Raw genomic sequence first — 25,796 nt, forward strand, 5'->3', positions numbered from 1 at the left:
GGTTCGGTCTACACCGGTCAAATGCAAGCAGCGTTGTGGCGTTTGCAGTGGTTCCGGACTCGGACGCATGATCCCTGGATGAAATCGACACTGAAGTTGCTGGCGATAGTGGGCCTGTACGGGCTCGTCGTGGCTTGGCCGCACGCCGCGCGCGCAGATGTCGATGATGACGGCGATCATGATCGGGCGCGCGACCTTTACGAACGCGGAGAAATAAAGGGCCTGTCTGACCTCTTGGAGCTCGTTCACGCCGAGGCTCCCGGCGACATCGTGGCCATCGATTTTATCCGGTTAGGCGACAGGTGGGTCTATCGGTTCCAAATCGTTGCCGCCGACGGCCACCGCAGGGTCGTCGATGTCGACGCTGGCGCCGGGGTACTGATGCACAGCAGGGGCGGCGGCTGATGAAGGTTCTTCTCGCCGAGGACGAACCCCGTATTGCCGGCGACATCGCAGCGGTCCTCAGGACGGCTGGAATGGCAGTCGACATCGTGCGCGATGGGGAGGCCGCCTGGTTCGCGGGCGACGTCGAAAATTACGACGCGGCGATTCTGGATCTCGGATTGCCGAAGCTTGATGGCCTGACGGTGCTGAAGCGCTGGCGGCTCAATTCGCGCCGTTTTCCAGTCCTGATACTGACGGCTAGAGGGCTGTGGACTGAGCGCGTTGAAGGCATCAATGCAGGCGCTGATGACTACCTGCCGAAGCCGTTTGAAATGGAAGAGTTGCTGGCGCGGCTCCGCGCGATCTTGCGCCGCTCAGCCGGCCAGGCGGCGCCAGTGCTGAAATCCGGGCCTTTGGTCCTGGACACGCGCCAGATGCGTATTTCGTTGCGCGGCGTCCCCGTCGCGCTATCGCCGCTGGAATATCGGCTGACGGCGTTCCTGATGCATCATGCCGGGCGCGTGGTGGCGCCGACCGAACTCGCCGAGCATCTCTATGATTCGGGCAATGATCGCGATCCCAATGCAATCGAGGTCATCGTCGCGCGCCTGCGCCGCAAGCTTGGCAACGATGTTATCGAAACGCGGCGCGGGTTCGGATATTTCATGCCCGACGTGCCGTTCTGATGGGCAACTCGATCCGTTTCAGGCTCTGGTCGGCTGCAACCATATCGATCCTCATCGCCCTTGCCGTCGCCGGGGTCGGGCTGCGCTATCTGTTCGAACTGAATGTCGAACGGCGCATCGTCAGCGAGCTGACCATCGATCTCAACGAGCTGATCGGCGCGACCAGCTTCGCGGCCGACGCCCGGCTGTCGGTCGAGCCGGGCCTGACCGACCCGCGCTTCGCCAACCCGCTGTCCGGTCATTACTGGCAGGTGGAAGACCTGGCCAGCCACACTCTGGTCCGCTCACGTTCCCTGTGGGATGCAACGCTTGTTTTTCCCAATCAGGGGACCAGCGGCGAGCTGAGAAAGATCGAGGAGCTCAAAGGTCCGGGCGGCGAACTGACCATTGCCGTCGAGCGCACTATCACCGATGCCGACGGCCGGTCCTTTCGCGCCATCGTTGCGGAAGACCACCACAGCGTCGAAGTGTCGGTGCGCGAATATGTCCGCGATCTTGTGCCGGCACTCATCATGCTCGCCGCCGCTCTCATGGCAGCCTTCTTCGTCCAGATCACCGTTGGCCTTGCGCCGCTGGAGAACCTGAGGGTCGCGGTTCGAAATGTGATCGCACAGCGAACCGCGAGGCTTGACGTTGCGGCGCCGAGCGAGGTGCAGCCGCTCGCCGACGAAATAGACCGCCTTCTCGATGCGCAGGAGAAGGCGCTCGCACGAGCCCGATCTCGCGCCACCGACCTGGCACACGGCCTGAAGACGCCGCTGCAGGTGCTGTCGGCTGACATTCGGGCCTTGCGCAAGAAGGGCGAAACCGAGCTCGCCGACGAGATCGAGAAGAGCACCGGAGCGATCCGTCGCCATGTCGAGCGGGAACTGGCTCGCGCCCGGCTCGCGCCCGGCGTTTCCAGCAAGGCATCGTGTCGGGTCAAGGAAGCCACGGCGGGCGTCATCGCTGTCGTCAAGCGCACACCGGGCGGCAGGCAGCTCGCGTTCGTAATCGACGTCGCGGATGATTTCACGGCGCCGGTCGATGAAGGCGATCTGTCGGAGATCCTGGGCAACCTGGTGGAGAATGCGGCTCGCTTCGCAAGATCCTCGGTACACGTCAGCGCATTTGCAACGGTCGGCGAGGTGAGCATCGCCGTCGCCGATGACGGCCCGGGCATTCCCGATGCGGACCGGGAATCCGCCCTGTCGCGTGGCGTGCAACTGGACAGCAAGGGCGGCAGCAGCGGGCTCGGCCTGGCAATTGTTACAGATATTGTCGAAGCCTATGGCGGTCGCCTGACAATGGCCAATGCCGATCCCGGCCTGGTCGTGACCATGGCCTTGCCTCGGCACGGCTAAGCGGTTCTCAGCCAAAGCCGGGGAAGTAGTCGACCTTTATCCTGGAGCGACGAACGCCCATGGCTAGCAGCTTCTTGCGCAACGCCTTGACCATGGCCTGCGGGCCGGAAATGTAGAATATCCGCTCCATGTAGTCCGGGATGGCGAGGCGCACCAGCCGCGAGTCGATGTAGCCAGGATACTGCCCGCGCTCGGCTCCCTGGGCAACGGCGAGCACCGTCCTGACGCCCAGTTCTCTCTTTGCTGTGTCGAGGACGTCGCGATAGGCGATGTCCTGCTGGGTCTCAGCTCCGTAGAGGACGACGATCGGTCGCTTTTCGTGGACGTCGACGAGATATTGCAGCATCGAGCGGAATGGCGTGATGCCGATGCCGCCGGCCAGGAAGGCAATCTTGGTTTCGGGATCGGCCGGCAGGGTGAAGTCGCCGGCGAGCTGAGAGGCGTGGATCGTGCTGCCCGGCTTCATCGCGCCCAGCGCCTGCTTGAAGGCGCTCGATCGCGGATAGAACTTGACGCCAAGTCGTACGGATTGCTCCGTGGGGGCCGATGCGACCGTGAAATAGCGACGGTTGCCGCGATTGTCTGAACGGCCGAGACCAAGTGTCCATTCAAGATACTGGCCTGCCTCGAAGGCGAGCTTACGCGGTGAGCTGAAGATGAAGTCGTAGCTGTCGACGGCCGATTGTTCTATGCGTTCGAGCGTTAGCACGAAGCGTCCCTTAGGGCTCACGGCGTATGCAAAGAGATTGCCCGTCAGAAGCGCCAACTCCGGCGTGAAGTAGAACGAACCGACATGGATGTTGGGCGCAAACAGGAAACCGACGATCGCGGCGAAGGCGATGCGCGGTAAGCGCGTCGTCGGCGCCGTCATCGGCTCGGTCAGCATCACGAAGGCGAAGACCAGCAGCGGCGACGAGCCTAGCGTCTCAGTCAGTGCGGTCGCGTATTGCGACGGCTCGGTCGTCGAGAGGGTCATCGCCAGCGCGACGGCCACGAACGTGACGACGAGATCAAGCCGGCGCAGCTTGCGCACGATGAGCAGGCCGCCGCCGAGTATGACGGGAAGCAACGGCAAATTGCCTCCAACCCACCAAGTGGCCGACTGGTCAAGAAGCAACGCGGTCAGCGCCACGCCCAGTGCCGCCGGATTGAACAGGTGCTTCCTGCCGATGGCGAGGATGAACTTGGATGAGATCGCCCAGACGCAGGCGAACACAACCGCGCCGATCCCCTTGAGGTCGGTGGCTGCCACAGGATCAAGGATGAGCGCCAGGATGAGGGCGGTGATGTAGACAGATTCGTTGTTGGCCGGAACCTGAAATACAACAGCGAAAACCCTGTTGGTGATCCAGCAGGCGGCCAGCATCAATCCTGTCGTGAAGGTCAGCGCGACCGGATCATGCGGCACGAGCTTGAAGAAGCCGAGCACAAGGGCCGTACCCAGCAAGGCGATCAAATAGTAGAGGACCAGCCGGTACATGGTCTGGTGGTCGAGAAACCGATCGATGGCCGTGATCATGATTGGCAAAAGGCTCCGAAGCCGCTTGTCGGTGTGGCGCGGCCGTTATCGGCCACGACGTAACCCTCGAGGCCCGGCGTCTGTTCGAGAAAAAGAATGCCATCCAGGCCCATGGCGAAAGCGGCGGTGGCGAAACGGTCGGCCTCGAACACATCCGACCCGATGACGGTCAGGCTGACGATTTCGGTGATCGGGCCGCCAATCCCATGCGGATTGTAGATGTGCTGTCCGCGTACATAGGTGCCTGACGTGGCGACGCCGTGCCCGCGCGGATAGACGATCTTGATGATCTCGTCGGCATTGAACGGGTTGCGGATGCCGACGCTCCAGTCGAGGCCCGACGAATTCCTGCCGCAGGACTCGATGTCGCCGCCCGCCTCGATGAAGAAATCGCCAACACCAGCCCTGCGAACGATCCCGGCGGCATTGCGGATGGCCCAGCCCTTGACGATGCCGGACGGGTCCAGCGAACCGTCAGGCTTGCGGATATCGAAAAACCCGTCCGTCTGGTTTTTCGTCTGCGCCGCGAGAGCCATCACTTCCATCATCTCGCCGCTCCAATCGCGGACCGGAAGGTCGCCACGGTTGATGGCCGAAATCTCGCTGTCTGTCCTGTAGGTGCTGAAGCGTTGGTCGATGCGCTCGAAGTAGTCGAAGACCGTGTCGACAAATGCTCCGCCCGAGGCGCCGCCGATGTCGACGGTGATGGGCATGCCCATCAAGATCCTGGTGTCGCGCATGGAACTAGGACGATGCTTGCTTCAATGCGCCAGCGAGCGACTGCCTGAAGGCCCTGCTGGTCAACGTTGCGCCCGAAATGATGTCGACATTGGCGCTCTGCGCGGTGACCGCTTCGTCACGCAGCATGGGCAGTGCTTGTCTGTTGATGTTGATCGAGGTGCGGCGGTCACTCGGGTATTTAAGTACCTTCAGGGATATGAGACGGCCGCCTTGGATGGATGCCTGAATCTGGATGAGGCCGTAATAGGCATCGGTTACAGGGCCGGTATAGGTGCCATCAGCAAAGCTGTGCACCAGCTTCATGCCTGCCTTAATGACGAGGGTTGGCGCTTGCGGATAGTTTGGCCTTGGCTGGGCAACGGGAATGTAGACCGCTGGCGTTATGGCAAAAGAGGCTGCCTGAAGGGGGGCATCGTCGACAAATTGGGGCGGCGTCAGCTTTGGCGGCGGAATGGGCGTCTCCGAAGCCCGGGGACCGCTGACGGCAAGCGTATGAACTTCGGCGACAGGCGACTTCGAGGCTTCGGGGATGGGCGTGGCGATCGCAGTCTTGGGTTCACTTCCAGACGGGCCTGGTCGGGTTGCGTGCGGCTCGATCCGCTCGCCCGGCTGATTAATCGCGGGCGCGGACCAGGCAGGCAACACAGCGGCTGCTGCCGCAGCAGGCACCGGACCGCCGGGATGCAACAAGTTGATCTCGGCGGTATTAGCCGAACCCGCCGTATCAATAATCTCGCCGGCGGGGCCGTCGCCAGGTTTGTCCAAGACATAGGCGCCTGAAGACGCGATCACGAAAAGTGACAAAGCGATCTGTTTCATTGGCTTCGTTTCCAATTTTGTCCGTCGCAGGCGAGCCAGCTTCCCGGAAATTCGGCACAATGTCTCACGGCGCAGCTGACAATTGGCTGTCAGTCCTTGGGTTTCTTCACTTCTGGAATCGGGAGAGCAGAATTGGCACTCTGATAGGCCACTTTTTGCTGACTTGGGGGCCGTTTGAAGCTCCTCTGGAGCCATTGCAGGCGATTGAGGTTGGATTCGCACAAAGCGTACCTGTTGACACGGCAATCATTATACATTATATGCAACTATATATTAATGTAGATGCAGGCGACCAATATGAATATGATGCGTGTAAATGACATGCTGGCCGTGGGCCCCCAACCCTCGAATCTGCGAGGTCCGGTCGCTTGCCGACCATGGGTTAGTGGGGCTGATCAACGCTCGCCCTGACAGGGAAGAGCCCGCCCAGCCTGGACACGACGCGGAGCGGGAGGCTGCCGGTCATGCCGGTGTTTCCTACACCTTCATACCCGTCACAATGGCGACCATCACAGAGGCGGACGTCCGGGCCTTCCAGGCGGCTATGGTCGATGCCGGCGGCGCGGTCTTTGCACATTGCAAAACCGGCGCACGTGCTCTGACCCTGCATGTACTGGGCGAGGCACTCGATGGCCGTATGTCGTCCGTGGAAATCACGAATCTTGGGCAACGGCTGGGAATCGACCTGGGCGCTGCGTCCCGATGGCTCGAAGCGCACAGGCAACTCCGACCGGAAGTTAAGGGGTTCTTCGACCCCCGAACATGGAGCGTGCAATATGTGGTTTCAGATCCTGATACCCGGAAATGCGCCATTATCGATCCGGTTCTTGATTTCGACGAGAAGTCCGGAGCGACCACGACGCGTAGCGCCGACGCGGTCCTGTCCTATGTCGCGGAGAACGGGCTGAGCGTTGAATGGATCCTCGACACTCATCCTCATGCCGACCACTTTTCGGCCGCGCACTACCTCAAGCAGAAGACGGGCGCGCCGACCGCGATAGGAGCGCGGGTGGTCGATGTCCAGCGCTTGTGGCAAGGCATCTACAACTGGCCAGAACTTCGTACCGACGGTTCGCAGTGGGACAGGCTGTTTTCGGATGGCGACACTTTCAAGGTCGGTTCCATCGCGGCGCGCGCGATGTTTTCGCCCGGCCACACCCTGGCGTCGATCACCTACCTGATCGGCGATGCGGCTTTCGTCCATGACACCATCTTCATGCCCGACAGCGGCACGGCCCGCGCCGATTTTCCCGGTGGGGACGCTCGTGCCTTGTGGAAATCGATCCAGAACATTCTGGAGCTTCCAGACGAAACCCGCCTGTTTGCGGGCCACGACTACCAGCCGGGTGGACGCGAGCCGAAGTGGGAGAGCACGGTCGGCGAGCAGAAGCGCGCCAATGCACACCTGGCCGGCGTCAGCGAAGAGACCTTTGCCGGACTGCGCGTGGCGCGTGACCGTACGCTGCCGATGCCGAAACTGATCTTGCATGCCTTGCAGGTCAACATCCAGGCGGGGCGTCTGCCGGAGCCGGAAGCAAACGGTGGGCGTTATCTGAAATTTCCCCTGGACGCACTGGAAGGAGCAGCATGGTGAGCGAGATCCAGCCTGATGCCGTGGACATGTCGCCTGCCGCCATGGAATCCCGCGCCGGCGAAGTCGCGGCCTTGTTGAAGACGCTGGCGCATCCGATGCGGCTGATGCTCGTCTGCACCCTTGTCGAAGGGGAGCAGTCGGTCGGTCGGCTGGAAGAAATGCTCGACATCCATCAACCGAGCCTTTCCCAGCAGCTGACGGTGTTGCGTGACGCCAAGATTGTAGAGACGCGGCGCGACGGGAAACAGATCTTCTACCGGCTGACCGCCGAGAAGGCCGCTCAATTGGTCGCGGCGCTTTACACGATCTTCTGTTCGGAAGGTCGGCCGTGACCTCTTATCTCGTTTCCCTCGTGGGTGGGGCTCGGATCGGCCTTTCATCGGTGATGCTGCTGGTCCTGAACGGCAGAACCGCCGGCATAAGCGGTACCGTCGGCAGGCCTGGCGACGGACCAGATCATGCGCTTCCTCGGTCGGCATTTCTTCAAATACGAGAGAAAGTCCTGACATGCAGATGCATCCCAAGCTGAAGATCTCGCATCTGCACAAGTCGTTTACGAACGGACGCTCAACAATCAAGGTGCCCGACGACATAAACATCGGAGTCGGCGACAACGAGTTCGTCTCGCTGGTAGACGCCTCGGGCTGCGGCAAGAGCACGCTGCTGTCGATCATCGCCGTCACTTGATCGGCCAGTTGGAAAGATCAGCGAAGTCTGCCATTGGCGCCGAGATACCATTCTGGTCCGCGAGGCCGCTCTCGATCATTGCGAGGATACTGGACTTTCCCGCACCCCAATCGCTATGAACGCCTAAGTGCCAGTTCAAAATGAGACCTCATCCAAGACAACGCAGGCGGAAACGGCAGTCGAATTGGTGATGGGTAAGGCGGCTAGGTCCCGGCTTGCGCCGGGCAAGAGCGAAGCGCCAGTGCCGAACTAATCATCGTCATTTCGGCAACCCGATGGAGCACCAGACGGCGATCGACTCGACCACGGGTCCGGCGCTTCCCATGGGAGAGCGTGGTGCAGTCGTCGCTGACATTGGGAAAAGTTGCGGACTGATACTGCGCATCTGCCCGATCCACCATCGTTCAAAAGATGCAGCGCTCGAATGAGCAGGCTCGATTCACAACCGCAACGTTCGAAGCGTGCTTGAATTTAATGCGACAATGATAGCGTTAAAACGGCAAGGCTACTTCTGCTCAGACGACCAAGGGAAGTTCACGTATTGGTCGCGCGTGTCGTAGCAAATGTTTCCGTACATCTTGAGGTATGCGTCCCGACGCATCTGGTCGGCATAAACGGGCGCCGGGTCAGCCAGATCAGCCTCGTACTGGCCAATGTTGCCGCTGGTGAGCGCGATGGGGAGGATGTCCATCGCTTGCGGGATACTTTTGCCTTCGAGCCAGTCGGCGGCAAACTCTCCCATGGCATAGCCGAAGACTGGCGAGGAAAGCGAGATGCTTGCCTTGTAAGGGCTATCGACTTTCTTGATTTCGGATACAGCCTCGGGCTCGCCGTCGATCCCGCCGAGGAATTGATCGGGTCGATCCTTTCCGGCCTCGCGGAGGGCTTGCAGAGCGCCCAACACCACTGCGTCGCCGCCGAGAACGACGTCGATCTTTTGGTTAGCAAGAAGAATGGTTTTCATAGTGGCCAGACCGCCTTCTTTTGTGACGGGCTTGGGAGCAATATCGGCGATGATTGTCACCCCGGGAAGTTGGTTGAGACCATCGCGCATGGCTTCGAACCGCGGTGCCAAGAACTCCATCGTGTCCTGGGTCAGCAAGACCACATTGGCCTTGCCACCGAGCTTGGCGTTGATATGGGCGATAGCTGCATCCGTCAGCACCTTGCCCGTTGCATATTGCGGGGCATTGAGCAGCAACGTAGCCGGTGGCGGCACGATGGTGCCAATAAAGGCTCCCGACCAGATCGCCTTCTGAAGCGGTTTGGTAAGGGCTGCCGGGTCCGGCGATGTGGCAACAAGCCCGCCAATTTTGGCGGTGAGAAAGGATTGTATGTGCTCAACGGCCTTCGCTGCATCGTTTTCCGCTAAGACTCTGCGATACTCCAATCCGCGATCTTTCGCAGCCATCGCGAGACCGTGGTCGACTCCTTGCAGGAAGTCGCGCTCATTTTCCTGCACATACGCGAGGGTCTTGGTAAGGCCGGGCGGCGGGTTGCATGCGTGCGCCTTGGGATCGAAGGACGGGAACACGGTCCGCTGCGTAATGCCCGGTCCGCCTTCCTGCGCGTTCGCAAGGGTAAGGCCGCCCGCCATTACCGTCATCACGAGGGCAATGCGCGACGCGACCAGCCAATCCCATGGGACCCTGGCTCGATCGGATGGCATTACAGCTCCCTCCCTTGGTTGCCGACTGACACGAGTCGTGGAATCAGCCAAGCCACGCTCCACATGTCAACGCATTCAAGTGTTCCACCTTGTGCGCTCGCGGTCTACTGTACTGACGCGGTTCGCCTTGGTTTCGTCGAGAATACCAAGTGGGCAGCGGTGCCGGGTTGAAGCTGTCGATAGTCGATCTTGGCGCCTAGGCTGATGCACATGGCATTGACAATTTTACTGCCGACGCCCGTGCCTTTTGCGGGTGCGCCATCAGCCCGGCCAACTCCGTCGTCCTCGACCACTAACTCCGCCCGCTGCCCGGCCAGCTTTTGAAGCCGGACACGGATTTCTCCAACGCCGTCCGGATAGGCATATTTGAAGGCATTGGTGACGAGTTCGGTTACCACCACGCCGAGGTTGATACTGGCATCGGTTTCGAGCTCGACCGGCTCAATCTCAAATAGCAGATTCACGCCGTGACTTTGGCTGCGCAAGGAGGTGCGGAGGTGATCCAGTAGCCCAGTGAGATACTCGTCCAGTGCAACTGAGCGCACGTCGCTGGAGCCGTAGAGCCGCCGGTGTACAAGCGAGATCGCAAAGATGCGATCCTGCGTTTCGGCGAGCGCGTCCTTGGATGCACGATCCCCCAGAGCCTTTGACTGCAGGTTCACCAACGAAGACACCAGAGCCAGGCTATTGGCGACCCTGTGATTGACCTCGGACAGCAGGACTTCGGCACGATCGCGGGCTTGTGCCAAATCCGTTGTACGAGCGGCAACGCGCTGTTCAAGTTCGCTGTTGAACAAGTTGACCTCGTCGCCAGTCCTACGCAGTTCCTGTGTGTAGCGGGCGACACCATAAGCTGCTCCAGCAACCACGGCGACGATGACAAGCGCGCCGATCGCTGAAACCAGCCGAAGCAATCCGGTATTGGCGCGTTGTTCAGCGACGCCGGACGTCAGGCGGTCGTCCGCACTTCCAATGATCCCAGAAAAAAAGACATTGGCTTCGTCAGTAAGGGCTTTCCCTTTGTTCGTACGGACAATCGCCAAGACTTCGTCGTCACGCTGGTCTCGTTTGAGGGCTATCGTCCTATCGAACTCGTCGAACTTGGTGGTGAGAATTGATGACAGTCGCTTGAGTGCCAAATCCGAATTTGGGTAAGAGAGCAGCAGGGTCTGCAACGCCTGCAGATGACGTTGCGCCTGGGTCTTTGCGGACTGATAGGGTGCGAGATAGATCTCGTTTCCGGTGATAATGAAGCCCCGTTGACTAGACTCTGCCGTCTGCATGGCATTTCTCAATTCGACGGCCGCCACCCGCGTGTCGCGGGCAGCGATAGCATCGTCAAAATAGGATTGCGCCCTCTCGCCCAGCCAAAAGTTCATCGCGACAATAGCCATCAGGGCCAGAAAGCCGACTAATAACGCAGTCGAGGTGAATCGTACGAGGTGGCGGCCGGAAATGGGCATTGGGACTACTCCTGCCCGATTTCTGCACGATGCGCCATCATGTAGTGAGTGCTAATCAACCGTCTCGAATGACGCCCGTCCGGCGATTGGGACCAAACTTTTTAAGCGCCCCACCAGCAGCAGCCCGATTGCCGTGGAGATCAACTGCCTTGATCGTGTGCAGCGAAGCTTTCGTTAACATGGATGTCGTGGGCGCGTTCATAGCTCGGGAACGCTTAGCGGCCTTCTGAAGTCCCATCGCGAACGCGAGGACATCGCTGCCATAGACATATCTGCCTCACGCGCTACTTGCTTTGTAGAGCTGGGCCTTAGGGGCGAGAACGCTTTCATGCACGACGACAGCGGCGCTGATTTCCTAAGAGGCGGTGGGGAAATGGGAGCCTACATGCGCTCTCACGACTGGGCGTCCAGTCCAGTTGGAATCCCGGAACAATGGCCTCAGAGCCTGCGAACTGCTGTTAGAATCCTCCTTAACACCGGTCATCCGATGTATATTTTCTGGGGAGACTCAGGGATCTGTTTTTACAACGACGCCTATCGGCTATCGATAGGGACTGAACGCCATCCTTCGTCGCTTGGGCGGCCCGCTCGCGAGGTATGGGAAGAAATCTGGCCGATCATCGGGCCTCAGATTGCACAAGTAATGGAGGGGCGGGGTGCGACCTGGCACGAAAATGCCCTCGTTCCAATCACCCGCAACGGCATTCGGGAGAATGTCTATTGGACTTATAGCTTTGGCCCCATCGATGACGTCGACGCCAGGAACGGCATCGGGGGCGTTTTGGTCATCTGCTCGGAGACAACTCCGCAGATCGTTGCGGCAGAGAGGTTGGCTGCCAGCGCCAAGCGGCTACAGATGGCTCTGTCAGCCGGCCGTGGTATCGGAACTTGGGATTGGGATGTCCAGAAAGATCGAGTGGTGGCGGATGAGCGATTTGCCCGGCTGTATGGCGTAGACCCCGTCAAGGCTGAGGCTGGGGCGCCGATCGCGGAGTTCTTCCGCGCGATCCATCCAGCGGATTTGCCGCGTGTTCAGGAGCGTGTGGGTCATGCCTTGAGATCTGGCGGCTTGTTTAGCGAAGAATACCGATTGTTGCAGGCGGGTGGCACCGAGCGCTGGGTGCTCGCCGAGGGGAGTTGTTCGCTTGACGCTGATGGGGAGCCGCTATTGTTTTCTGGCGTGAGCTTCGACATAACCGACCGTAAAGAGGCAGAGCAGCGAATTCGTCTCTTGATGCGGGAAGTCAACCACAGGGTCAAAAACCAATTCTCAGTCATCCTGTCGATGATCCGTGAAACGACAAAGAGAGCATCATCCGCAAAAGACTTTGAAGCCCAAATTCGCCGGCGCATTACCGCTTTGTCCGAGTCCCATGACCTTCTGGTGATGGGCGATTGGCGAGGGTCGGAGATCAACGAATTGCTCGCAGCGCAGATACGGCCTTTTGGTGCGCGAGACCAGGTTCAATTCTCAGGGCCATCTGTCGTGTTGTCCGCGAGCGCTACGCAATATCTGGGTATAGCGTTTCACGAACTCGCCACCAATTCCGCCATCCACGGCGCACTGGCACGGTCTACAGGCAAGGTCATGGTAACCTGGGACGTGGGCTCGACATCCGGTTGCGCCCCGCAGTTGACGCTATTGTGGAAAGAGACCGGCTATGCTGTTGAGACAAAGCCGGTTCACAAGGGTTTTGGAACTGTGGTGCTGGAGCGGGTAACACCGCAGGCTGTTAGCGGCAGTGGGTCTCTCGACTATTCGGACGGCTTGACCTGGACGTTGGTCGCGCCGCTCGCCGCCATCGGTTCCACAGTCCACACAGTCTAAACCGGCGGTGGCCATCCTCGCTTTTGCTCAAATGCTTGACCAACGACCGAGTATCCCATCGAATTCATTGGTCGGCCGGCGCAGCTTCGTCGGAGCCGTTGGAAGCCGTCGCCCTCGCACACCCGACCTCGCCGTGCGAGGACGGCTATTTCGGCGACCTGCTGGCCGAGTCAGCCAAGGCACAAGGCATCAGAGGCGTGATCATCGACGCCGGCTTGCCGGTCCGGTCGAAGGCAATCAGCGCGCAGGGCACCGCCAAGGAGACGCTCGGCAACGTCCAGGTGACGATCGTCTGCGCCGGTGCCCACATCAGGCCGGGCGACGTGATCGTGGCCGATGACGACCGCGTGTGCGTGGTTCCGCGCGAAACCGGTCCATCGAAATCGCCCCCAAGCGCGAGGCGATGGAAGAAGAAAAGCGAAGCCTCTACGCCACGAGCAAAATGAGTCTCGATGTCAACGACATGCGCGAGCGTTTGCAGCGCAAGTGCCTCATCTACGAACAGGGACCGCCTTGCCGGTTCTGATCGCTCAGCCCGTGCAGCGAAGCCTAAACTGGCCGTTTGATGAGTCGGGGGGTAAGGCGGTAGTGCTCTACCGACTCGAACCCCAGATGAAGTGTCTCGATCAGGTTTGCGCCGCAGCTGATTCAGACACTCCAACTTCCTTCATAAGCCCGCGCAGTTCGGCTGGAGGGGCAAGGCAGAAAGTTCGAAAAGATTCCAGGAACCCAAGGCAACTGGACGCCGCGGCGGACAATGAGGTTCACGGATATCTCGGCGAACATCCGCATTGGAACGGTCAATATCGTCGGCAGAAAAGCGTCCGAAAAGGGCTGTCGGCGACTCTGTCGTGGGAACGAAAAAAGAAGAGAAGCAGAACTTTCGTGTGCGATTTTTGCACACAACATCGTGTAACTAGCTGATTATATTTAACTATCCGCCCCATCCATCATAGGTGCAATGGCAATTATTCGCTCTATCTTATTCATTTCATTATCTTTTTTAAGTCTCAGTCCGTCCAATGCCCGGTTGGAAGGATTGGCAATTTGGCTTGATACACCCGCCCAAACATAGCCCAATTTACGATTATTCCGCAGCAACGGAAGGCCACCCGGCTTTATCTAAGGTCTCATTGCACACATAGCGCACACGAAAGCGGTTGGTCTAGGATCACTCCAGAGCAACCAGCGACACTACACAAAGTTTGAAGCTAGATTGTCGACTGGGTCGGGATAGGAGACAAGGCACAGGCACAGGCACAGGCACAGGCACAGGATCGCCCTCCCCGCCTTTGAATATCTATTGAGCGAGCGTCTTGAGGCGACCTACGTCATCAGCGGCCTCGGCCGGCAGCCAGTCGTGGAACTTCGTGATTTTGGGTAGCATCGACGTCGCCTTGGGGCAGACGATCCAGTAGGTCTTGGACAATCGCAGAGCCGTGGCGAATGGTCTTACGAGGCGCCCGTTGATGAGGTCCCAAGCCTCCAGCTTGGTGCGGGCGAGTGCGACACCCTGGCCGTCGACAGCGGCGTCTATGACCATGCTGGCGCGGTTCTCGGGATCAATGACGTTTTCCAGGAGTCGCCCATCCTACGATTGCACTGGCACCGAATTGCCGGCCACTTTTGTGGATGACTTTCTCACCGCACATTTAAGGTGCGCGGCCCGAACTTTCGCAATCATGTCTTTACCGCTTCCGGATGGGCCGCGCGAAAGGCTGGCAGTTCCGCACAACTGGAATCGATCGCCCGAATGCGGGGCATGTCCTTGAGATCGACACCCCAGCGCTCAGCATTGTAGACCTGCGGCACAAGGCAGAAATCCGCCATGGTCGGGCTGTCTCCATGACAGAATCTGCCAGTCGAGGGATGCGTGAGCAGGGTTTCAAACGCGCGAAGCCCCTCCGTGATGAACTTCAGCATCCAGGCACTGCGGACTGCGTCGCCGCCTCTGGAGGTGCTGAAGACTGTCAAAGCGAATTTGCGCGTTCTCGTACGACTTCAGCCAGGGCGCCTGACCCCAACCAGTCAACGCAAACAAATACGTGTCCGCGACCGTGAATGTGTCGCCCATAAGAAACGGCTTGTTTGCGAGATGTTCATTAATCCACGCGTAGCGCTTCTCCAGCTTCGGCCTGGCGATCTCGAGGTAGTCGCCTGCAGCGTAGAAGAGCGGAATGAAGCCCTTGTGGATTTCCGTTGAGAGGAAGGCGAGCATCAGGGTGAAGCTCATGGAGGGCGGATCGTTGCAACGCTACTATCCGCTGCACCCAAGTGCGAGCGATGAGTACGAGGCTTGGCGGAAAGCCAACCCCAAATCGTGAAACGGAATACCAGTACTCTTCCGCGAGCATCTATTTCACGGGATGGGGCATCGCGGCTCTACCTTCGGCGGCAGCGAGCCTGCTCCGCATCACTTCGCGGCGCTTTCGGAACTCTGTGTATTCCTGGTCGGCAAGCACCCCGACAAGGATCACCGAGCCACTCACCGCAAAATTGAGCGAGGAGGGAATGCCCAGAAGATTGACCAGGTTCTGCAGCACCTGCAGCAGGATCGTTCCGAGCACCACACCAATGATCGAGCCCTCGCCGCCACGTAGCGAGAACCCTCCAAGGACGGCGGCAGCTATCGCGTAGAGCTCGTAGAAATTGCCGTGCGAGCTCGGCAGGATCGAGCGTGTGTACATGGCGAGAAAGATGGAAGACAGCGCCGTCAGCCCGGCGCAGATAACATAGGCGCAGATGATAACCCGGCCCGTACGGATTCCGGAGAACCGCGCGGCCTCTTCGTTTTTCCCGACAGCGTAGAGATACCGTCCGAAGGCGGTGCGGTGCAGAACCACCCACATCACCGCCGCCAGCACGAGCAGAAAGACAAAGGAATGCGGAATGGCAATGGACGTGTAGGCGTTGTTGGTAAGAACCGCGACCAGGTCGGTGCGGCCGGTAGTGAGATATTCCAGATCCTCGAACCGGGTTTCGTAGGCAAAACCGGCCGTCGCATCCTGGGTGTAGAAGCGGGCGATCCCGCGATAGATCAGAAGCCCACACAGCGTCACGATGAAGGGCTGCAGGTGTTTCTTGGTAATGAGCAACCCATTAATCAGACCTACCAGGAGCCCGATGCACACCACGATCAGCACCGCCAGCGGCCACGGCACCCCGCGATTGGCTATGAGGTCTACGAATATGACGCCAAGCAGCGCAATGACCGAGCCTGCGGACAAATCGATGCCGCCGGTAATGATCACCAATCCCTCGGCAATTGAAAACACACCAAAGAGGCCGACAAGATTGGCTGTGTTGGCGATGTTGATTGGCGAAAGAAAGCGTGGGTTTATGACAGCCACGACCGTACCCACCACCATGATGAGGACAAAAAGCCCTGCGTCTTTTTTGAGATTCAGCATTGATCGTCCCCACGAATTGTCCCGGAAGCGCTTTTGCGAGCGCCATGATTGTGGCTGTTGGCGAGATCTTCCGTTGGAGGCTGCAACGAAAGCCAGATTGGCTTGCTGTCAGCGTTGCCAGTCTCCAACCGCGAGCCTGAGGATGTTTTCCTCGCTGCACTGGTCCCGAGCGAGAATGCCCGAGATACCACCCTGGTGCATGACCGCCACGCGATCGGAAACCCCGATCACTTCCTCCATGTCCGAAGAGATCATCACGACGGCAACGCCGGCATCGGCAAGCGAACGCATCAGCCGATAGATTTCAGATTTGGCACCGATGTCGATGCCGCGAGTCGGCTCGTCAAATATGATGACCCGCGGCTTCATCCCCAGCCATTTGGCAAGGACAACTTTTTGCTGGTTCCCCCCAGAGAGCGAGCTGGTGAGCACCCCGACATTCGGTGCGCGAATGTCGAGTTCGCTGCGGCTTCGCTCGGCCTGTTCCCGCTCTGCGGCGTTTGATACCGTGATACCTCGCACATAGGCGCCAAGGTTCGGCAGCGTGATATTCTGGGTAATCGCGAGATCGAGCAGCAGGCCCGTCCGCTTGCGATCCTCGGGAACAAGATAGACGCCGGCCTTCACCGCTTCGGCGGAAGATGCAAAGCGCACCGGCACGCCGTCGAGGAAAACGGTGCCGCCTTCGTTGCGATCGACACCGAACAGCGCATGCGCAAGTTCGGTTCTGCCCGCGCCAACCAGCCCGGCTAGGCCGAGGATTTCGCCGCGGTGGAAATCAACACTCACTTGCGAGAAAGGGAAAGTGTTGGTCCTGAGGTTCTGGACGGAGAGTGCCACCTCGCCGCGTACCTTCGCCGGCGCGTCATAACCGACCTTCAGGTCGCGGCCAACCATCAGCTTGACCATCGCATCATGGGTGATGGCCTTGCCTTCGAGGTGGCCTACGAGATGGCCATCACGCAGCACGATCACACGGTCGCTGGCCTGCACCACCTCATTGAGCCGGTGCGAGACAAACATCACCGCGATGCCATTGGCCTTCAGCCCGGAAATCACCTTGAGCAGCTTCTCGGTCTCGGCGACAGGCAGGCTCGATGTCGGCTCGTCAAGGATCACCAGCCTGGCGTTCAGGCTCAGCGCCTTGGCGATTTCGACCAGTTGTCGCTGGGCCAGAGAAAGGCTGGAGACCGGAGCGGATGAGGGGAAGTTGGCGCCCAGCCGGTCAAGGTAGGGCCGAACCATCGCATGCAGTTTTGCATTATCGATGATGTTGAGGAATCCGTGGGTCCGAGGCTCCCGGCCCACAAAGACATTGGCGGCGACGTCAAGATTCTCGAACAGGTTCAGCTCTTGGTGGACGAAGGCGATGCCCGCATCCATCGACGCTGAAATCGCCAACGCCGGGTGGGTTACCCCGTCAATTTCGATGAAACCACGATCGGGCGCAACAATGCCGCCCAGAATCTTCATCAGGGTGGATTTGCCAGCCCCGTTTTCGCCAACGAGACCTATAACCTCTCCAGGCCGCACCTCCATCGAAAAGTCGGACAGCGCCAGGACGCCGGGATACGATTTCGAAATCCCGGCGAGCCTCAGGAACGGTTCGTCCAATTGCGTGGCCTCAGGCGAAACGGGTGTCGGGAACGCATCGTTCAAGATGGAGTGCCCGCAGTCCCGGGAGGTCCTGATACTGCCGAAGCGCAAAGACGTATCAGAGCTTTGTTGGACTGCGGGCCCCAGATTCGCTGGCATTTCAGCTTCACTGGGAACTCAACTTCGCCTTGAGATCGGCCTTGAACTCATCAACATTGTCCTTGGTGATGATCTTTCCAGGGATGATGTCGACGCCGTTGGCCGGTACAACCGACTTGTCGCCGTTCAGGTAGGCCGCAAACATTTTGCTGCCTTGGTATGCCCATTCGAAGGGCTGCTGCACGACCGTGCCGGCGAAGGAGCCATCCTTGACCGCGCCGAGCGTAATCGGATCTTCGTCGAACGCGATAACGGTAATCTGGCCCAGCTTGCCGTTGTCGCGCAGCGACTCGTAAATCTTCGGCGGGTTGTAGGAATAGAAGCCAACCATGCAGTCGATTTCCCCATGCGCGACCAAAGTGTCGTCTACATTGGCGCGGGCGCGGGTCTGATCGTGGTCGTCGGTTCGAACGTCGACCAGTTCGATATTGTGCGGGCCGGCTACGGCTTTGAAACCCTCGATGCGCTCACGGGCATTGTCAGCACCGGTGTTGCCGACGAAGCCCATGCACTTGCCGCCTTTGGGCATTGCCTTGACCGCGACTTCGCCGGCATTCTTGCCGAGCTCGGTGTTGGACGAACCGATATAGAAAACGCGCTTGGAATCCGCTGCGTCGCTGTCGAACGTGAAGAGCGGCAGTTGCGAGCCGATCTTGTTGAACGCATCGGTCTGTGTCTTCGGGTTGAGTGGCGACACGGCAATCGCGTCGGCACCTGCCGCGGCCAGATCCTCGATCAGGCGCTGCTGGATAGCAGCGTCCGCGCGTTCGGGATATTTCCATTCGAGATCGAAATCAGGCAGTTCCGTCTGCGCCTTGCGCATACCGGCTTCCGCAAGCTTCCAGAAATCCGATGCCCCGTTCGGGACCCAGACAATCATCTTCTTGTCTCCAGCCCAAGCTGCACTGGAAAACAACAGGGCAACCGCTGCGCCCGCAGCGACGAGACTCTTGTATTTCATGTCATGCTCTCCCCTTTTATAGAACCGGCTTAAGTGCCGGCGCTTCCTCCAAATCGGTCCGGCGTGTACCCGGTTGGCATAGGCTCACGTCAAGTGAGCGCCTCCGCCATCGTGCGCATCTGAACCTGAATGATGCGCGAGCCCGCCGGTTGAGTGCAGGCGAAGAGCACGGCTGACGCGACGTCGTCCGCTTCCAGCATCTGCGATTCCCGGACGCTTGCGTCCGTACGCCCCTTGCCGATCGCGAATTCTGTCTTCACGCCGCCGGGACAGATCGTGCCCACCTTGATTCCATGGGGCCGCAACTCCTTGTCCAGTCCCTGCGCGAGGCCGACCTGGGCAAACTTCGTGGCGCAATAGACGGCCTCACCGGGGAAGCCGTAGACGCCTGCCATCGAGGAAATCATCAGGACGATACCTCCGCGCAGTTCGATCATGACGGGCACGACATGGCGGGTAAAAAGGAATGTGGAGCGGACATTCACGTCCATCATCTCGACGTAGTCCTCAAGACTGGTGTCGATCAGCGGCTTGTAGTTGCCGACGCCAACATTGTTGATGAGGATATCGATGCGGCCGAACGCCTTTTTGGCTGCCGCTACAGTGTTGACCGCCGTCGCCTCGTCACGCGCGTCGCCGATGACTGCGAACGCGTCACTGCCGAGCGCACGGATTTCCTCGATTAGGGCATCGAGCCGCTCGCGCCGGCGCGCGGAAAGAACGAGGCGAGCTCCTTCGCGTGCCAAGCTACGCGCGCTTGCCTGCCCGATGCCAGAACTGGCACCCGATATGATGGCAACCTTGCCTGCAAGTTTCCCCGGCACAACAGCTCCTCTTCTTGATCTGAATTCGCGGTGCGCGACATCGGCTTGCCAGAGATTTATCTCAAGCTCAAAAGAAGCATGATCTACCGTTGTTTATGCGTCCAACAGATAGTACAGATCGCATCGATCTACTGCGTAGATAAATGGAGAGACAGGATGGAGTTGCGACAGCTCCAGCATTTCATCGCCGTCGCCGAGGAGCGGAGTTTCACGCGCGCGGCAGAGCGGATCCACATCGTCCAGTCGGCCCTGTCGACCTCGATTCGAACACTCGAGGAAGATCTCCAGGCGCGGCTTTTTGTGCGCAGCACGCGACAGATTCAGTTGACGCCTGCGGGGCAGGTTTTCCTGGAAAAGGCGCGCGAGGTCCTGAGGGTGATCGATGTCGGTCGCGAATCCGTCGCGGATATCGAAGGCCTGCGAAGCGGCTCGCTTTCTATTGGCACCGTCCACAGCCTGCCGGCTTTTCTCGATTTGCCATCCCTCATCTCGCGCTTTCACGGCACGAACTCCGGAATAGAAGTCCGCCTGAGGCAAGGTGATCCTGCAGGGCTGATGGGACAGCTTCGAGCCGGACAGTTGGACCTTGCCTTCCTGCCGCTGCTTGATCCGCCCGACGACATTGTCACCAGGATGGTCGCCTGCGAGGACATGGTTGTCGCCGCACCTCCGAACCATCCGCTCGCCGGACGGCGTGAGGTGAGCCTTGACGAACTGGTTGGTTACCCCTTCGTGGATTTCGAGATTGGCTGGGGCACTCGACCTCTGATCGATAGAGCGTTCGGCCTGGCTGGCTTCCAAAGGCGAACCGTTTTCGACGTCACGGATGTCGAGACGATCATCGACCTGGTCAGCAAAGGTCTTGGTATCGCCCTCTTGCCCGAAACGATTGCCGAGATGCGCACACCCAGGATCGCCATTTCGGAGATGGCCGAGCCCGTCATCTGCTGGGAACTGGTGGTGGCTCACTTGCGCGGTGAAGGGTCGGCTCCAGTCAACGGCGCTGCACGGGCCTTTCTCGAGCTTCTCACTTTCTTCGAGACGTAACGCCAAGCAGGCGTGCTGGCGCCAGGCTAGGGTCCGAACTTTTGGTCGGCTAGAAGGCAATCACGGCCTTGATAAGCCCCGACTTCTCATGTGCCCAACGCGAAATATCGTGCGGACTGTTCTGAAGGGTCGTGTGGTGCGTTATGAGCTTGGCCACGGGAATGGCGCCGTCGTGCATCGCCGCCATGACGTGGTCAAAGTCGACGCGAAGCGCGTTGCGGCTGCCGATCAACATCATCTCGCGTTTGTGGAATTCGGGGTCGGAGAAGCTGATCTCGTCCTTGATGACGCTTACCATTATCAAGGCGCCGCCATGGGCCACGTAGCCGAACGCGGCTTGTATCGAGGCCTTGCTGCCGGTCGCATCGAAGACAAGGTCGAAGCAATCGTTATCGGTTCGCTCCAGCACCATGTCGGCGGGTGATGCCGAAGCAGCATCCATGACGGGAAAGCCGAGTTGACCTTCGGCGAAGTCGAGCCGTTCCCTGCTCATGTCCATGATCGTCACCGCTTGGCCGGCAATACGCGCAAACAATGCCGTACCCAGTCCGATAGGCCCGGCGCCGATGACCAGCGTACGCACTCCAGCAGCAAGCCTGGAGCGCCTCACCGCGTGGGCGCCGATCGCCAGGAATTCGACAGCTGCCGCGTCAACGAGCGACAGACCCGCGACCGGATAGAGGTTGCCCGCCGGTACCAGCAATTCTTCACACATGCCGCCGTCGCGATGAACGCCCAACACTTCGATCGATACGCAGCAATTCGGCTTGTCGTGACGGCACGCAATGCATTTGCCGCAGGCAAAATAGGGATTTACGACGACCCGCTCGCCAACCTCGATGGCGACGCCTTCGCCTACCGAGGTAACGGTGCCAGAGAGTTCGTGGCCCATGATGCGCGGATAGGCAAGGTAGGGATGCTTGCCTTCGAAAATGTGGTAGTCGGTGCCACAGATGCCGACATGGCTGATGCTGACCAGCGCCCATCCGACGACCGGCCGGCCGGGCGCGGCGCGATCTTCGAAGATCAATTCGCCGGGCTTTCGGCATACGAGCGCTTTCATGCGGACCATCTTCCTGAAATATTCCAAAAAAGGACCCGGCGGCTGGGATGACCGCCGGGCCAAGGTGTGGGGCCTATTCGAAGTCCTTGACGTTCTGCAGCGTCACGAGGCCGGCGCCGGTATCCACATTGGCCTCGACAGCCTCCCCGCGGATCGCCTTGACGACAGTGTCGATGCCAAGCTCGCCCATCTTTGCCGGAAATTGCGCAACGCTGGCATCTTCCGCGCCCGACTTGATCGCTTCGATCTCACCGCAGCAGGCGTCGAAGCCGACCAGGATGATCTTGTCGTTGGCAATGCCGGCATTGCTGATCGATTTGACGGCGCCCGGGATTGGCGGGCCACAAGCCGAGTAGATCGCCTTGAGATCGGGATTGGCGGTCAGGATGTCTTCGGTCACTGACGTACCGAGTTCGAGCGTGCAATTGGTTGCGCCCTTGCCGACGACCTCGACCTTGACGTCGCCAAGGCCCTCCATCATGCCGGTGACACGGTCGTCCAGCGCCGGCACACCGGGGACACCCTGCAGGATGCCGATCTTGTCGCCGCTCTTGAGCACGGTCTTCAGGTACTCTCCGGCGATCTTGCCGCCATTGAGATTGTTGGTCGAAACCAGTGCTGTCTGACCTTTCCAGTCAGGAATGCTGTTGTCGACCAGAACCACCTTGATGCCGGCAGCGACCGCCTTGTCGAGTGCCGGCGCAACGGTCGGATCGACCGGAGTGATCGCCAGTCCCTTGACGCCTTGGGTGATCATGGATTCGATCAGCGCGATCTGGCCTTCGATGTCGGTAGCCGCCTGGCCCTGGCCGGTGACCAGCTCGATCTCGGGATGAGCGGCCGCGTATTTCTTGGCGGCATCCTCCATGGTCGAGTAGAACGGCACCGGGAATTTCGTAATCAGGCCGACCTTGATCTTGTCGGCGGCCGAAGCCGGCATCGCAAACGCAACGGCGATCGCCAGCCCAGCGAACAGTTTTGAGTTCATTGGCATTCCATTCCTCCCTTGGAATTGAGGCGTCTTCCGGCGGAAGCCGCTTCAGGCATTTGCGAACCGGAACGGCTCCCAAATTTCGAACGGATCAGGCTCCAACGATCATGGAAACCAGCTCCTGCTTGTTGTCCTTGGTCGGCACAAGTTCACCAACCTTGCGGCCCTGGCGAAGCACCACGGCGCGATCGGCAAGCTCGACGACATGTTCCATATTGTGGGTGATCAGGATGACGGCGTTGCCCTGGTCGCGGAGCGCTGCGACCAGGTTGAGCACTTGGCGTGATTCACGCAGGCCAAGGGCGGCGGTCGGCTCGTCCAGAATGACAACCTTTCGGGCGAACACGGTCGACCGGGCCACGGCGATGGCCTGCCTTTGACCGCCCGACATCATGGCGACGACGGCGTCCAGCCGCGGCAGCGTAACCTTGAGGTTTGTCAATAAAACGCGGGTCTCGGCGTCCATCTTGCGCTGTTGAAGAAATCGCAGGCCGCGTGGAAGCCATTGCGGCCAGGCCAGTTCGCGACCGGCAAAGAAGTTCTGTCCCGGCGTCAGATTGTCGAACAGCGCCAGATCCTGGTAGACGGTCTCGATGCCGGCAAAGCGCGCATCCGCCGGCGAGCGGATCTGCGTTTGCACACCGTCGAGAACGATGGCGCCGGTGTCGAGTTGATGGACGCCGCTGATACACTTGGTCAACGTCGACTTGCCGGCCCCGTTGTCGCCGAGAAGCCCGAGGATCTCGCCGCGTCCGACCTCGATGCTGACATCGTCCAGCGCCACAACCGAGCCGAAGCGCTTGGTGGCACCACGCACCGCCAGCACTGGATAGTCAGCGGTGGCCGCATGATCGACGTTGGCCGCAACAGCGCTCATGACTGCCTCCCGGCCTGCATGACACGCACACGCCCTTCGAGATAGTTGCGCAGCACGTCGGACTCGACGGCTATGACGATGACGACGCCGATGACGATGAGCTGGAAAAAGACGTTGACGTTGAGCAGGTTGAGCGCGTTGCGGATGACGCCGATCATGATGGCGCCGATCAAGGCATGGCCGAGATGGCCGCGGCCGCCGAGGAAACTGGCACCGCCGATGATCACCGCCGCAATCGTATCCAGTTCAAGCAGATTGCCGAACAAGGGCGACCCGGCGTCGGTACGGCCGGTAAGAATGACGGCACCAATGCCAGCGCACAGCCCCGAGATCACATAGACCGAGACCAGGACCCAGGACACGGGAATGCCCATGCGCACGGCGGCGTCGGGTCGACCGCCGACGGCGTAAATCCACCGCCCCCAGACCATGGTCTTGGCCATGACCAAAAGGACTGCGGCAACGCCTGCAACGACAAAGACCGATCCAGGCAGACCCCAGACCGCCTCGCGGCCAAGCGCATCGATGGCAGGCGGCATTCCCGGGATGGCGCGCCCATCGGCCAATTGGAGCGCCAGGCCCTTGGCGATGCTCAACGTCGCCAGCGTGATGATGAAAGGGTGCGGTAGCCGGCCGAAGACATAGAAGAGCCCGTTGATGGCGCCCACCGCCGCACCGCAGCTAACCATGACCGCGATCACCACGAAGGCGGGAGCGCCGGCATGAAAGCTGAGCGCGCCGACGACGGAAGCCAATGCAAGGTTCGAGCCGACGGAGAGATCGATCCCGCGTGTCAGGATGACCAGATGCTGGCCCATCGCCACAACCGAGATGACGGCGGTCTGGGCGAGGATGTTGCTGAGGTTGCGCCCTGTCAGGAAATAGGGCGACAGAAAACTGAGAACGATGATCAGCAACAACAGGATGACGACCGGACCAGCGCTCAGCAAGGCCAGACCAAGAGCAAGGCCGGGAACGGCTTCCTGCTTCCTGGGCGCTGTCAATGCGGCCTCGCCGACAGTGGTGCCGGTGGTTCCCGTTTCAGGCAAAGATCCCCTCCCCGCCGAGGCCCTGTGCGAGCCGCGTCGTTAAAAATTCAGATCGTACTTGGTTCTCTTCTTATCGATAAAAAACAACGAGCGCGTCTGGGTCAAGTTGTTTTTTATGGATAAAGTTCATGCTAGAAAGGACAAGGTATTGTTTGGAGGAAGGTGGGATGAGAACCGACACCGTCTACAAGAAGGCCTTCAATCGAACTGCGATTATGCTGCGCGATGGACAACTGGCCGGGGAACTCCCCTCCGAGAATGAGTTGAGACGGCTGATCGGCGTCAGCCGCACCACCATCCGAAAGGTTCTGCAAGAACTTGGTCGCCGCGAACTCGTTACTGTGCGCAACGGCATCCGGGTGGCAGGACAGGCGGTCGACGAAATTGACTGCTATCCCGACGACGAAACCACCCCGCGTGCCAAGCATGTCGAACAGCAATTCATGGAGTGGATGCTGCGGGGTGACACCAGACCCGGCACCAGCATCAACGAGCTTGAGTTGGCGCGGCAATTCGGCGTGGCGACCAACGGTATCAGGGAGTTCCTGATCCGCTTCAGCCGGTTTGGGCTGATCGAGAAGAGGCCGAATACGGGCTGGCTTTTCAAGGGCTTCACCGAGGATTTCGCACTTGAGCTGTTCGAGATCCGGGTGATGTTTGAGCTGCGCTCGGCGCATCTGTTTTCACGGCAGCCCGACACGTCTCCCCTGTGGGACAAGCTCGCCGTGCTCAAGATTGCACATACCGAACTGCTGAAGCGAATTGAAATCCGCTTCCACGACTTTTCCGGCCTCGACAACCGCTTTCATCGGCTCGTAAACGAGGCTTCGCCGAACCGCTTCATCGACGATTTCTACGATATCATCAGCTTCATTTTTCACTACCACTACCAGTGGAACAAGCAGGATGAAAAGCAGCGCAACCAGGCTGCAATCCTCGAGCATGTTGCCTATATCGATGCGCTCGAAAGCCGCGATTCCGAGCGTATCAAGCAGGCCTGCCAGGCACATCTCGCTTCGGCAAAGGCAACGCTGATGCGTTCCCTGATTTGATGAACGCGGAAGTAGCCGCGCCATTGGGGGAACC

Annotated in this window: 23 protein-coding genes and 5 pseudogenes; 12 read left to right on the forward strand and 16 right to left on the reverse strand. The window is 59.7% G+C overall.

The window, feature by feature from the left end:
- Window positions 1–78 precede the first annotated feature (78 nt).
- The 3 genes from ACFFNA_RS06505 to ACFFNA_RS06515 are packed head-to-tail and all read left to right on the forward strand — an operon-like array spanning window position 79 to window position 2,413.
- Window positions 79–405, forward strand: a complete 327-nt coding sequence (locus ACFFNA_RS06505) for a PepSY domain-containing protein (RefSeq protein WP_378916715.1) — start codon at window positions 79–81, stop codon at window positions 403–405.
- A complete protein-coding gene (locus tag ACFFNA_RS06510; RefSeq protein ID WP_378916717.1) occupies window positions 405–1,070 on the forward strand; it encodes a response regulator transcription factor in 666 nt (221 codons plus the stop codon). Before ACFFNA_RS06505 ends, ACFFNA_RS06510 begins: the two co-directional genes overlap by 1 nt.
- Window positions 1,070–2,413 carry a sensor histidine kinase gene (locus ACFFNA_RS06515; protein ID WP_378916720.1) on the forward strand — a complete coding sequence of 448 codons (1,344 nt, stop codon included), beginning with the start codon at window positions 1,070–1,072 and terminating at the stop codon, window positions 2,411–2,413. Before ACFFNA_RS06510 ends, ACFFNA_RS06515 begins: the two co-directional genes overlap by 1 nt.
- A gap of 7 nt (window positions 2,414–2,420) precedes the next feature.
- Here the strand turns inward: ACFFNA_RS06515 and ACFFNA_RS06520 are convergent, their stop codons facing one another.
- From ACFFNA_RS06520 to ACFFNA_RS06530, 3 genes are read right to left on the reverse strand one after another with little or no spacing between them, the layout of a single operon-like run.
- Window positions 2,421–3,932, reverse strand: a complete 1,512-nt coding sequence (locus tag ACFFNA_RS06520) for an RnfABCDGE type electron transport complex subunit D (protein WP_378916721.1) — start codon at window positions 3,930–3,932, stop codon at window positions 2,421–2,423.
- Complete coding sequence (locus ACFFNA_RS06525; RefSeq protein WP_378916724.1) at window positions 3,929–4,645, reverse strand: FAD:protein FMN transferase; 717 nt, start codon at window positions 4,643–4,645, stop codon at window positions 3,929–3,931. Before ACFFNA_RS06525 ends, ACFFNA_RS06520 begins: the two co-directional genes overlap by 4 nt.
- Window positions 4,646–4,676: 31 nt before the next feature.
- Window positions 4,677–5,492, reverse strand: coding sequence for an FMN-binding protein (locus tag ACFFNA_RS06530; protein WP_378916726.1), 816 nt, complete (start codon window positions 5,490–5,492; stop codon window positions 4,677–4,679).
- A gap of 297 nt (window positions 5,493–5,789) precedes the next feature.
- Here ACFFNA_RS06530 and blh point away from each other — a divergent pair.
- The 4 genes and pseudogenes from blh to ACFFNA_RS06550 all read left to right on the forward strand — a co-directional run.
- Window positions 5,790–7,086: pseudogene (gene blh, locus ACFFNA_RS06535) on the forward strand (bifunctional sulfur transferase/dioxygenase Blh).
- The gene (gene bigR / locus ACFFNA_RS06540; RefSeq protein ID WP_378916728.1) at window positions 7,080–7,418 is read left to right on the forward strand and encodes a sulfite-sensing transcriptional repressor BigR; all 339 of its coding nucleotides are present in this window, start codon (window positions 7,080–7,082) and stop codon (window positions 7,416–7,418) included. Before blh ends, bigR begins: the two are co-directional and overlap by 7 nt.
- Window positions 7,419–7,599: 181 nt before the next feature.
- Window positions 7,600–7,764 (forward strand): annotated as a pseudogene (locus ACFFNA_RS06545) (ABC transporter ATP-binding protein); the annotation flags it as partial.
- Window positions 7,765–8,048: 284 nt separating this feature from the next.
- Window positions 8,049–8,148, forward strand: a pseudogene (locus ACFFNA_RS06550) (ribonuclease); the annotation flags it as partial.
- 130 nt (window positions 8,149–8,278) lie between these two features.
- Here the strand turns inward: ACFFNA_RS06550 and ACFFNA_RS06555 are convergent.
- Both ACFFNA_RS06555 and ACFFNA_RS06560 read right to left on the reverse strand, forming a co-directional pair.
- Window positions 8,279–9,442 carry a sugar ABC transporter substrate-binding protein gene (locus tag ACFFNA_RS06555; RefSeq protein WP_378916731.1) on the reverse strand — a complete coding sequence of 388 codons (1,164 nt, stop codon included), beginning with the start codon at window positions 9,440–9,442 and terminating at the stop codon, window positions 8,279–8,281.
- Between the two features lie 104 nt (window positions 9,443–9,546).
- Complete coding sequence (locus tag ACFFNA_RS06560; protein ID WP_378916734.1) at window positions 9,547–10,905, reverse strand: sensor histidine kinase; 1,359 nt, start codon at window positions 10,903–10,905, stop codon at window positions 9,547–9,549.
- A gap of 328 nt (window positions 10,906–11,233) precedes the next feature.
- Here ACFFNA_RS06560 and ACFFNA_RS06565 point away from each other — a divergent pair, with 328 nt between their 5' ends.
- A complete protein-coding gene (locus ACFFNA_RS06565) occupies window positions 11,234–12,733 on the forward strand; it encodes a sensor histidine kinase (protein ID WP_378916736.1) in 1,500 nt (499 codons plus the stop codon).
- A 107-nt stretch (window positions 12,734–12,840) separates the two neighbouring features.
- A pseudogene (locus tag ACFFNA_RS06570) lies at window positions 12,841–13,259 on the forward strand (RraA family protein); the annotation flags it as partial.
- Between the two features lie 774 nt (window positions 13,260–14,033).
- On the opposite strand, the gene ACFFNA_RS06575 reads toward ACFFNA_RS06570, so the two are convergent.
- From ACFFNA_RS06575 to ACFFNA_RS06585, 3 genes are all read right to left on the reverse strand, one after another.
- Window positions 14,034–14,276 carry a LysR family transcriptional regulator gene (locus ACFFNA_RS06575; protein WP_378916739.1) on the reverse strand — a complete coding sequence of 81 codons (243 nt, stop codon included), beginning with the start codon at window positions 14,274–14,276 and terminating at the stop codon, window positions 14,034–14,036.
- 137 nt (window positions 14,277–14,413) lie between these two features.
- Window positions 14,414–14,656, reverse strand: a complete 243-nt coding sequence (locus tag ACFFNA_RS06580) for a glutathione S-transferase C-terminal domain-containing protein (protein WP_378916741.1) — start codon at window positions 14,654–14,656, stop codon at window positions 14,414–14,416.
- Entirely contained in the window at window positions 14,619–14,966 is a 348-nt protein-coding gene (locus ACFFNA_RS06585) for a glutathione binding-like protein (RefSeq protein ID WP_378916743.1), read from the reverse strand. Before ACFFNA_RS06585 ends, ACFFNA_RS06580 begins: the two co-directional genes overlap by 38 nt.
- On the opposite strand from ACFFNA_RS06585, the pseudogene ACFFNA_RS06590 reads away from it, so the two are divergent.
- Window positions 14,953–15,057 (forward strand): annotated as a pseudogene (locus ACFFNA_RS06590) (ribonuclease activity regulator RraA); the annotation flags it as partial. The gene ACFFNA_RS06585 and the pseudogene ACFFNA_RS06590 sit on opposite strands and share 14 nt — an antisense overlap.
- A gap of 30 nt (window positions 15,058–15,087) precedes the next feature.
- Here the strand turns inward: ACFFNA_RS06590 and ACFFNA_RS06595 are convergent.
- The 4 genes from ACFFNA_RS06595 to ACFFNA_RS06610 all read right to left on the reverse strand — a co-directional run bounded on the left by ACFFNA_RS06595 (window position 15,088) and on the right by ACFFNA_RS06610 (window position 19,683).
- Window positions 15,088–16,143: an ABC transporter permease gene (locus tag ACFFNA_RS06595; protein WP_378916745.1), complete on the reverse strand. Its 1,056-nt coding sequence runs from the start codon at window positions 16,141–16,143 to the stop codon at window positions 15,088–15,090.
- A gap of 108 nt (window positions 16,144–16,251) precedes the next feature.
- The gene (locus ACFFNA_RS06600) at window positions 16,252–17,802 is read right to left on the reverse strand and encodes a sugar ABC transporter ATP-binding protein (protein ID WP_378916748.1); all 1,551 of its coding nucleotides are present in this window, start codon (window positions 17,800–17,802) and stop codon (window positions 16,252–16,254) included.
- Between the two features lie 103 nt (window positions 17,803–17,905).
- Window positions 17,906–18,859, reverse strand: a complete 954-nt coding sequence (locus ACFFNA_RS06605; protein WP_378916751.1) for a sugar-binding protein — start codon at window positions 18,857–18,859, stop codon at window positions 17,906–17,908.
- An 89-nt stretch (window positions 18,860–18,948) separates the two neighbouring features.
- Window positions 18,949–19,683, reverse strand: coding sequence for an SDR family oxidoreductase (locus tag ACFFNA_RS06610; protein WP_378916753.1), 735 nt, complete (start codon window positions 19,681–19,683; stop codon window positions 18,949–18,951).
- Between the two features lie 30 nt (window positions 19,684–19,713).
- Between ACFFNA_RS06610 and ACFFNA_RS06615 the strand changes: the two genes are divergently transcribed.
- Window positions 19,714–20,730, forward strand: a complete 1,017-nt coding sequence (locus ACFFNA_RS06615) for a LysR family transcriptional regulator (protein WP_378916755.1) — start codon at window positions 19,714–19,716, stop codon at window positions 20,728–20,730.
- Between the two features lie 49 nt (window positions 20,731–20,779).
- Here ACFFNA_RS06615 and ACFFNA_RS06620 read toward each other — a convergent pair whose 3' ends face one another.
- From ACFFNA_RS06620 to ACFFNA_RS06635, 4 genes are all read right to left on the reverse strand, one after another.
- On the reverse strand, window positions 20,780–21,793 hold the full coding sequence (locus ACFFNA_RS06620) for a zinc-binding alcohol dehydrogenase family protein (protein ID WP_378916757.1): 1,014 nt from the start codon (window positions 21,791–21,793) through the stop codon (window positions 20,780–20,782).
- Between the two features lie 73 nt (window positions 21,794–21,866).
- The gene (locus ACFFNA_RS06625) at window positions 21,867–22,787 is read right to left on the reverse strand and encodes a sugar ABC transporter substrate-binding protein (protein WP_378916759.1); all 921 of its coding nucleotides are present in this window, start codon (window positions 22,785–22,787) and stop codon (window positions 21,867–21,869) included.
- Window positions 22,788–22,875: 88 nt separating this feature from the next.
- The gene (locus ACFFNA_RS06630; protein WP_378916762.1) at window positions 22,876–23,661 is read right to left on the reverse strand and encodes an ATP-binding cassette domain-containing protein; all 786 of its coding nucleotides are present in this window, start codon (window positions 23,659–23,661) and stop codon (window positions 22,876–22,878) included.
- Entirely contained in the window at window positions 23,658–24,710 is a 1,053-nt protein-coding gene (locus ACFFNA_RS06635) for an ABC transporter permease (protein ID WP_378916764.1), read from the reverse strand. The genes ACFFNA_RS06630 and ACFFNA_RS06635 overlap by 4 nt, the downstream gene beginning before the upstream one ends.
- Before the next feature lie 167 nt (window positions 24,711–24,877).
- On the opposite strand from ACFFNA_RS06635, the gene ACFFNA_RS06640 reads away from it, so the two are divergent.
- Complete coding sequence (locus tag ACFFNA_RS06640; protein WP_378916766.1) at window positions 24,878–25,762, forward strand: GntR family transcriptional regulator; 885 nt, start codon at window positions 24,878–24,880, stop codon at window positions 25,760–25,762.
- The last annotated feature ends 34 nt before the right edge of the window (window positions 25,763–25,796 follow it).

The sequence above is a fragment of the Mesorhizobium kowhaii genome (genome assembly GCF_042431665.1).
GTDB lineage: Bacteria > Pseudomonadota > Alphaproteobacteria > Rhizobiales > Rhizobiaceae > Mesorhizobium > Mesorhizobium kowhaii.

Excerpts from the sequence above, each read along its gene's own strand:
- ACFFNA_RS06520 (WP_378916721.1), bottom strand. The coding sequence starts at position 3,932 with ATGATCACGGCCATCGATCGGTTTCTCGACCACCAGACCATGTACCGG.
- ACFFNA_RS06555 (WP_378916731.1), bottom strand. The coding sequence starts at position 9,442 with ATGCCATCCGATCGAGCCAGGGTCCCATGGGATTGGCTGGTCGCGTCG.
- ACFFNA_RS06605 (WP_378916751.1), bottom strand. The coding sequence starts at position 18,859 with ATGAAATACAAGAGTCTCGTCGCTGCGGGCGCAGCGGTTGCCCTGTTG.
- ACFFNA_RS06560 (WP_378916734.1), bottom strand. The coding sequence starts at position 10,905 with ATGCCCATTTCCGGCCGCCACCTCGTACGATTCACCTCGACTGCGTTA.
- ACFFNA_RS06625 (WP_378916759.1), bottom strand. The coding sequence starts at position 22,787 with ATGCCAATGAACTCAAAACTGTTCGCTGGGCTGGCGATCGCCGTTGCG.
- ACFFNA_RS06505 (WP_378916715.1), top strand. The coding sequence starts at position 79 with ATGAAATCGACACTGAAGTTGCTGGCGATAGTGGGCCTGTACGGGCTC.
- ACFFNA_RS06620 (WP_378916757.1), bottom strand. The coding sequence starts at position 21,793 with ATGAAAGCGCTCGTATGCCGAAAGCCCGGCGAATTGATCTTCGAAGAT.
- ACFFNA_RS06580 (WP_378916741.1), bottom strand. The coding sequence starts at position 14,656 with ATGCTGAAGTTCATCACGGAGGGGCTTCGCGCGTTTGAAACCCTGCTC.
- ACFFNA_RS06640 (WP_378916766.1), top strand. The coding sequence starts at position 24,878 with ATGAGAACCGACACCGTCTACAAGAAGGCCTTCAATCGAACTGCGATT.
- ACFFNA_RS06630 (WP_378916762.1), bottom strand. The coding sequence starts at position 23,661 with ATGAGCGCTGTTGCGGCCAACGTCGATCATGCGGCCACCGCTGACTAT.
- ACFFNA_RS06595 (WP_378916745.1), bottom strand. The coding sequence starts at position 16,143 with ATGCTGAATCTCAAAAAAGACGCAGGGCTTTTTGTCCTCATCATGGTG.
- ACFFNA_RS06585 (WP_378916743.1), bottom strand. The coding sequence starts at position 14,966 with ATGAGCTTCACCCTGATGCTCGCCTTCCTCTCAACGGAAATCCACAAG.
- ACFFNA_RS06515 (WP_378916720.1), top strand. The coding sequence starts at position 1,070 with ATGGGCAACTCGATCCGTTTCAGGCTCTGGTCGGCTGCAACCATATCG.
- ACFFNA_RS06575 (WP_378916739.1), bottom strand. The coding sequence starts at position 14,276 with ATGGTCATAGACGCCGCTGTCGACGGCCAGGGTGTCGCACTCGCCCGC.
- bigR (WP_378916728.1), top strand. The coding sequence starts at position 7,080 with ATGGTGAGCGAGATCCAGCCTGATGCCGTGGACATGTCGCCTGCCGCC.
- ACFFNA_RS06525 (WP_378916724.1), bottom strand. The coding sequence starts at position 4,645 with ATGCCCATCACCGTCGACATCGGCGGCGCCTCGGGCGGAGCATTTGTC.
- ACFFNA_RS06510 (WP_378916717.1), top strand. The coding sequence starts at position 405 with ATGAAGGTTCTTCTCGCCGAGGACGAACCCCGTATTGCCGGCGACATC.
- ACFFNA_RS06530 (WP_378916726.1), bottom strand. The coding sequence starts at position 5,492 with ATGAAACAGATCGCTTTGTCACTTTTCGTGATCGCGTCTTCAGGCGCC.
- ACFFNA_RS06565 (WP_378916736.1), top strand. The coding sequence starts at position 11,234 with ATGCACGACGACAGCGGCGCTGATTTCCTAAGAGGCGGTGGGGAAATG.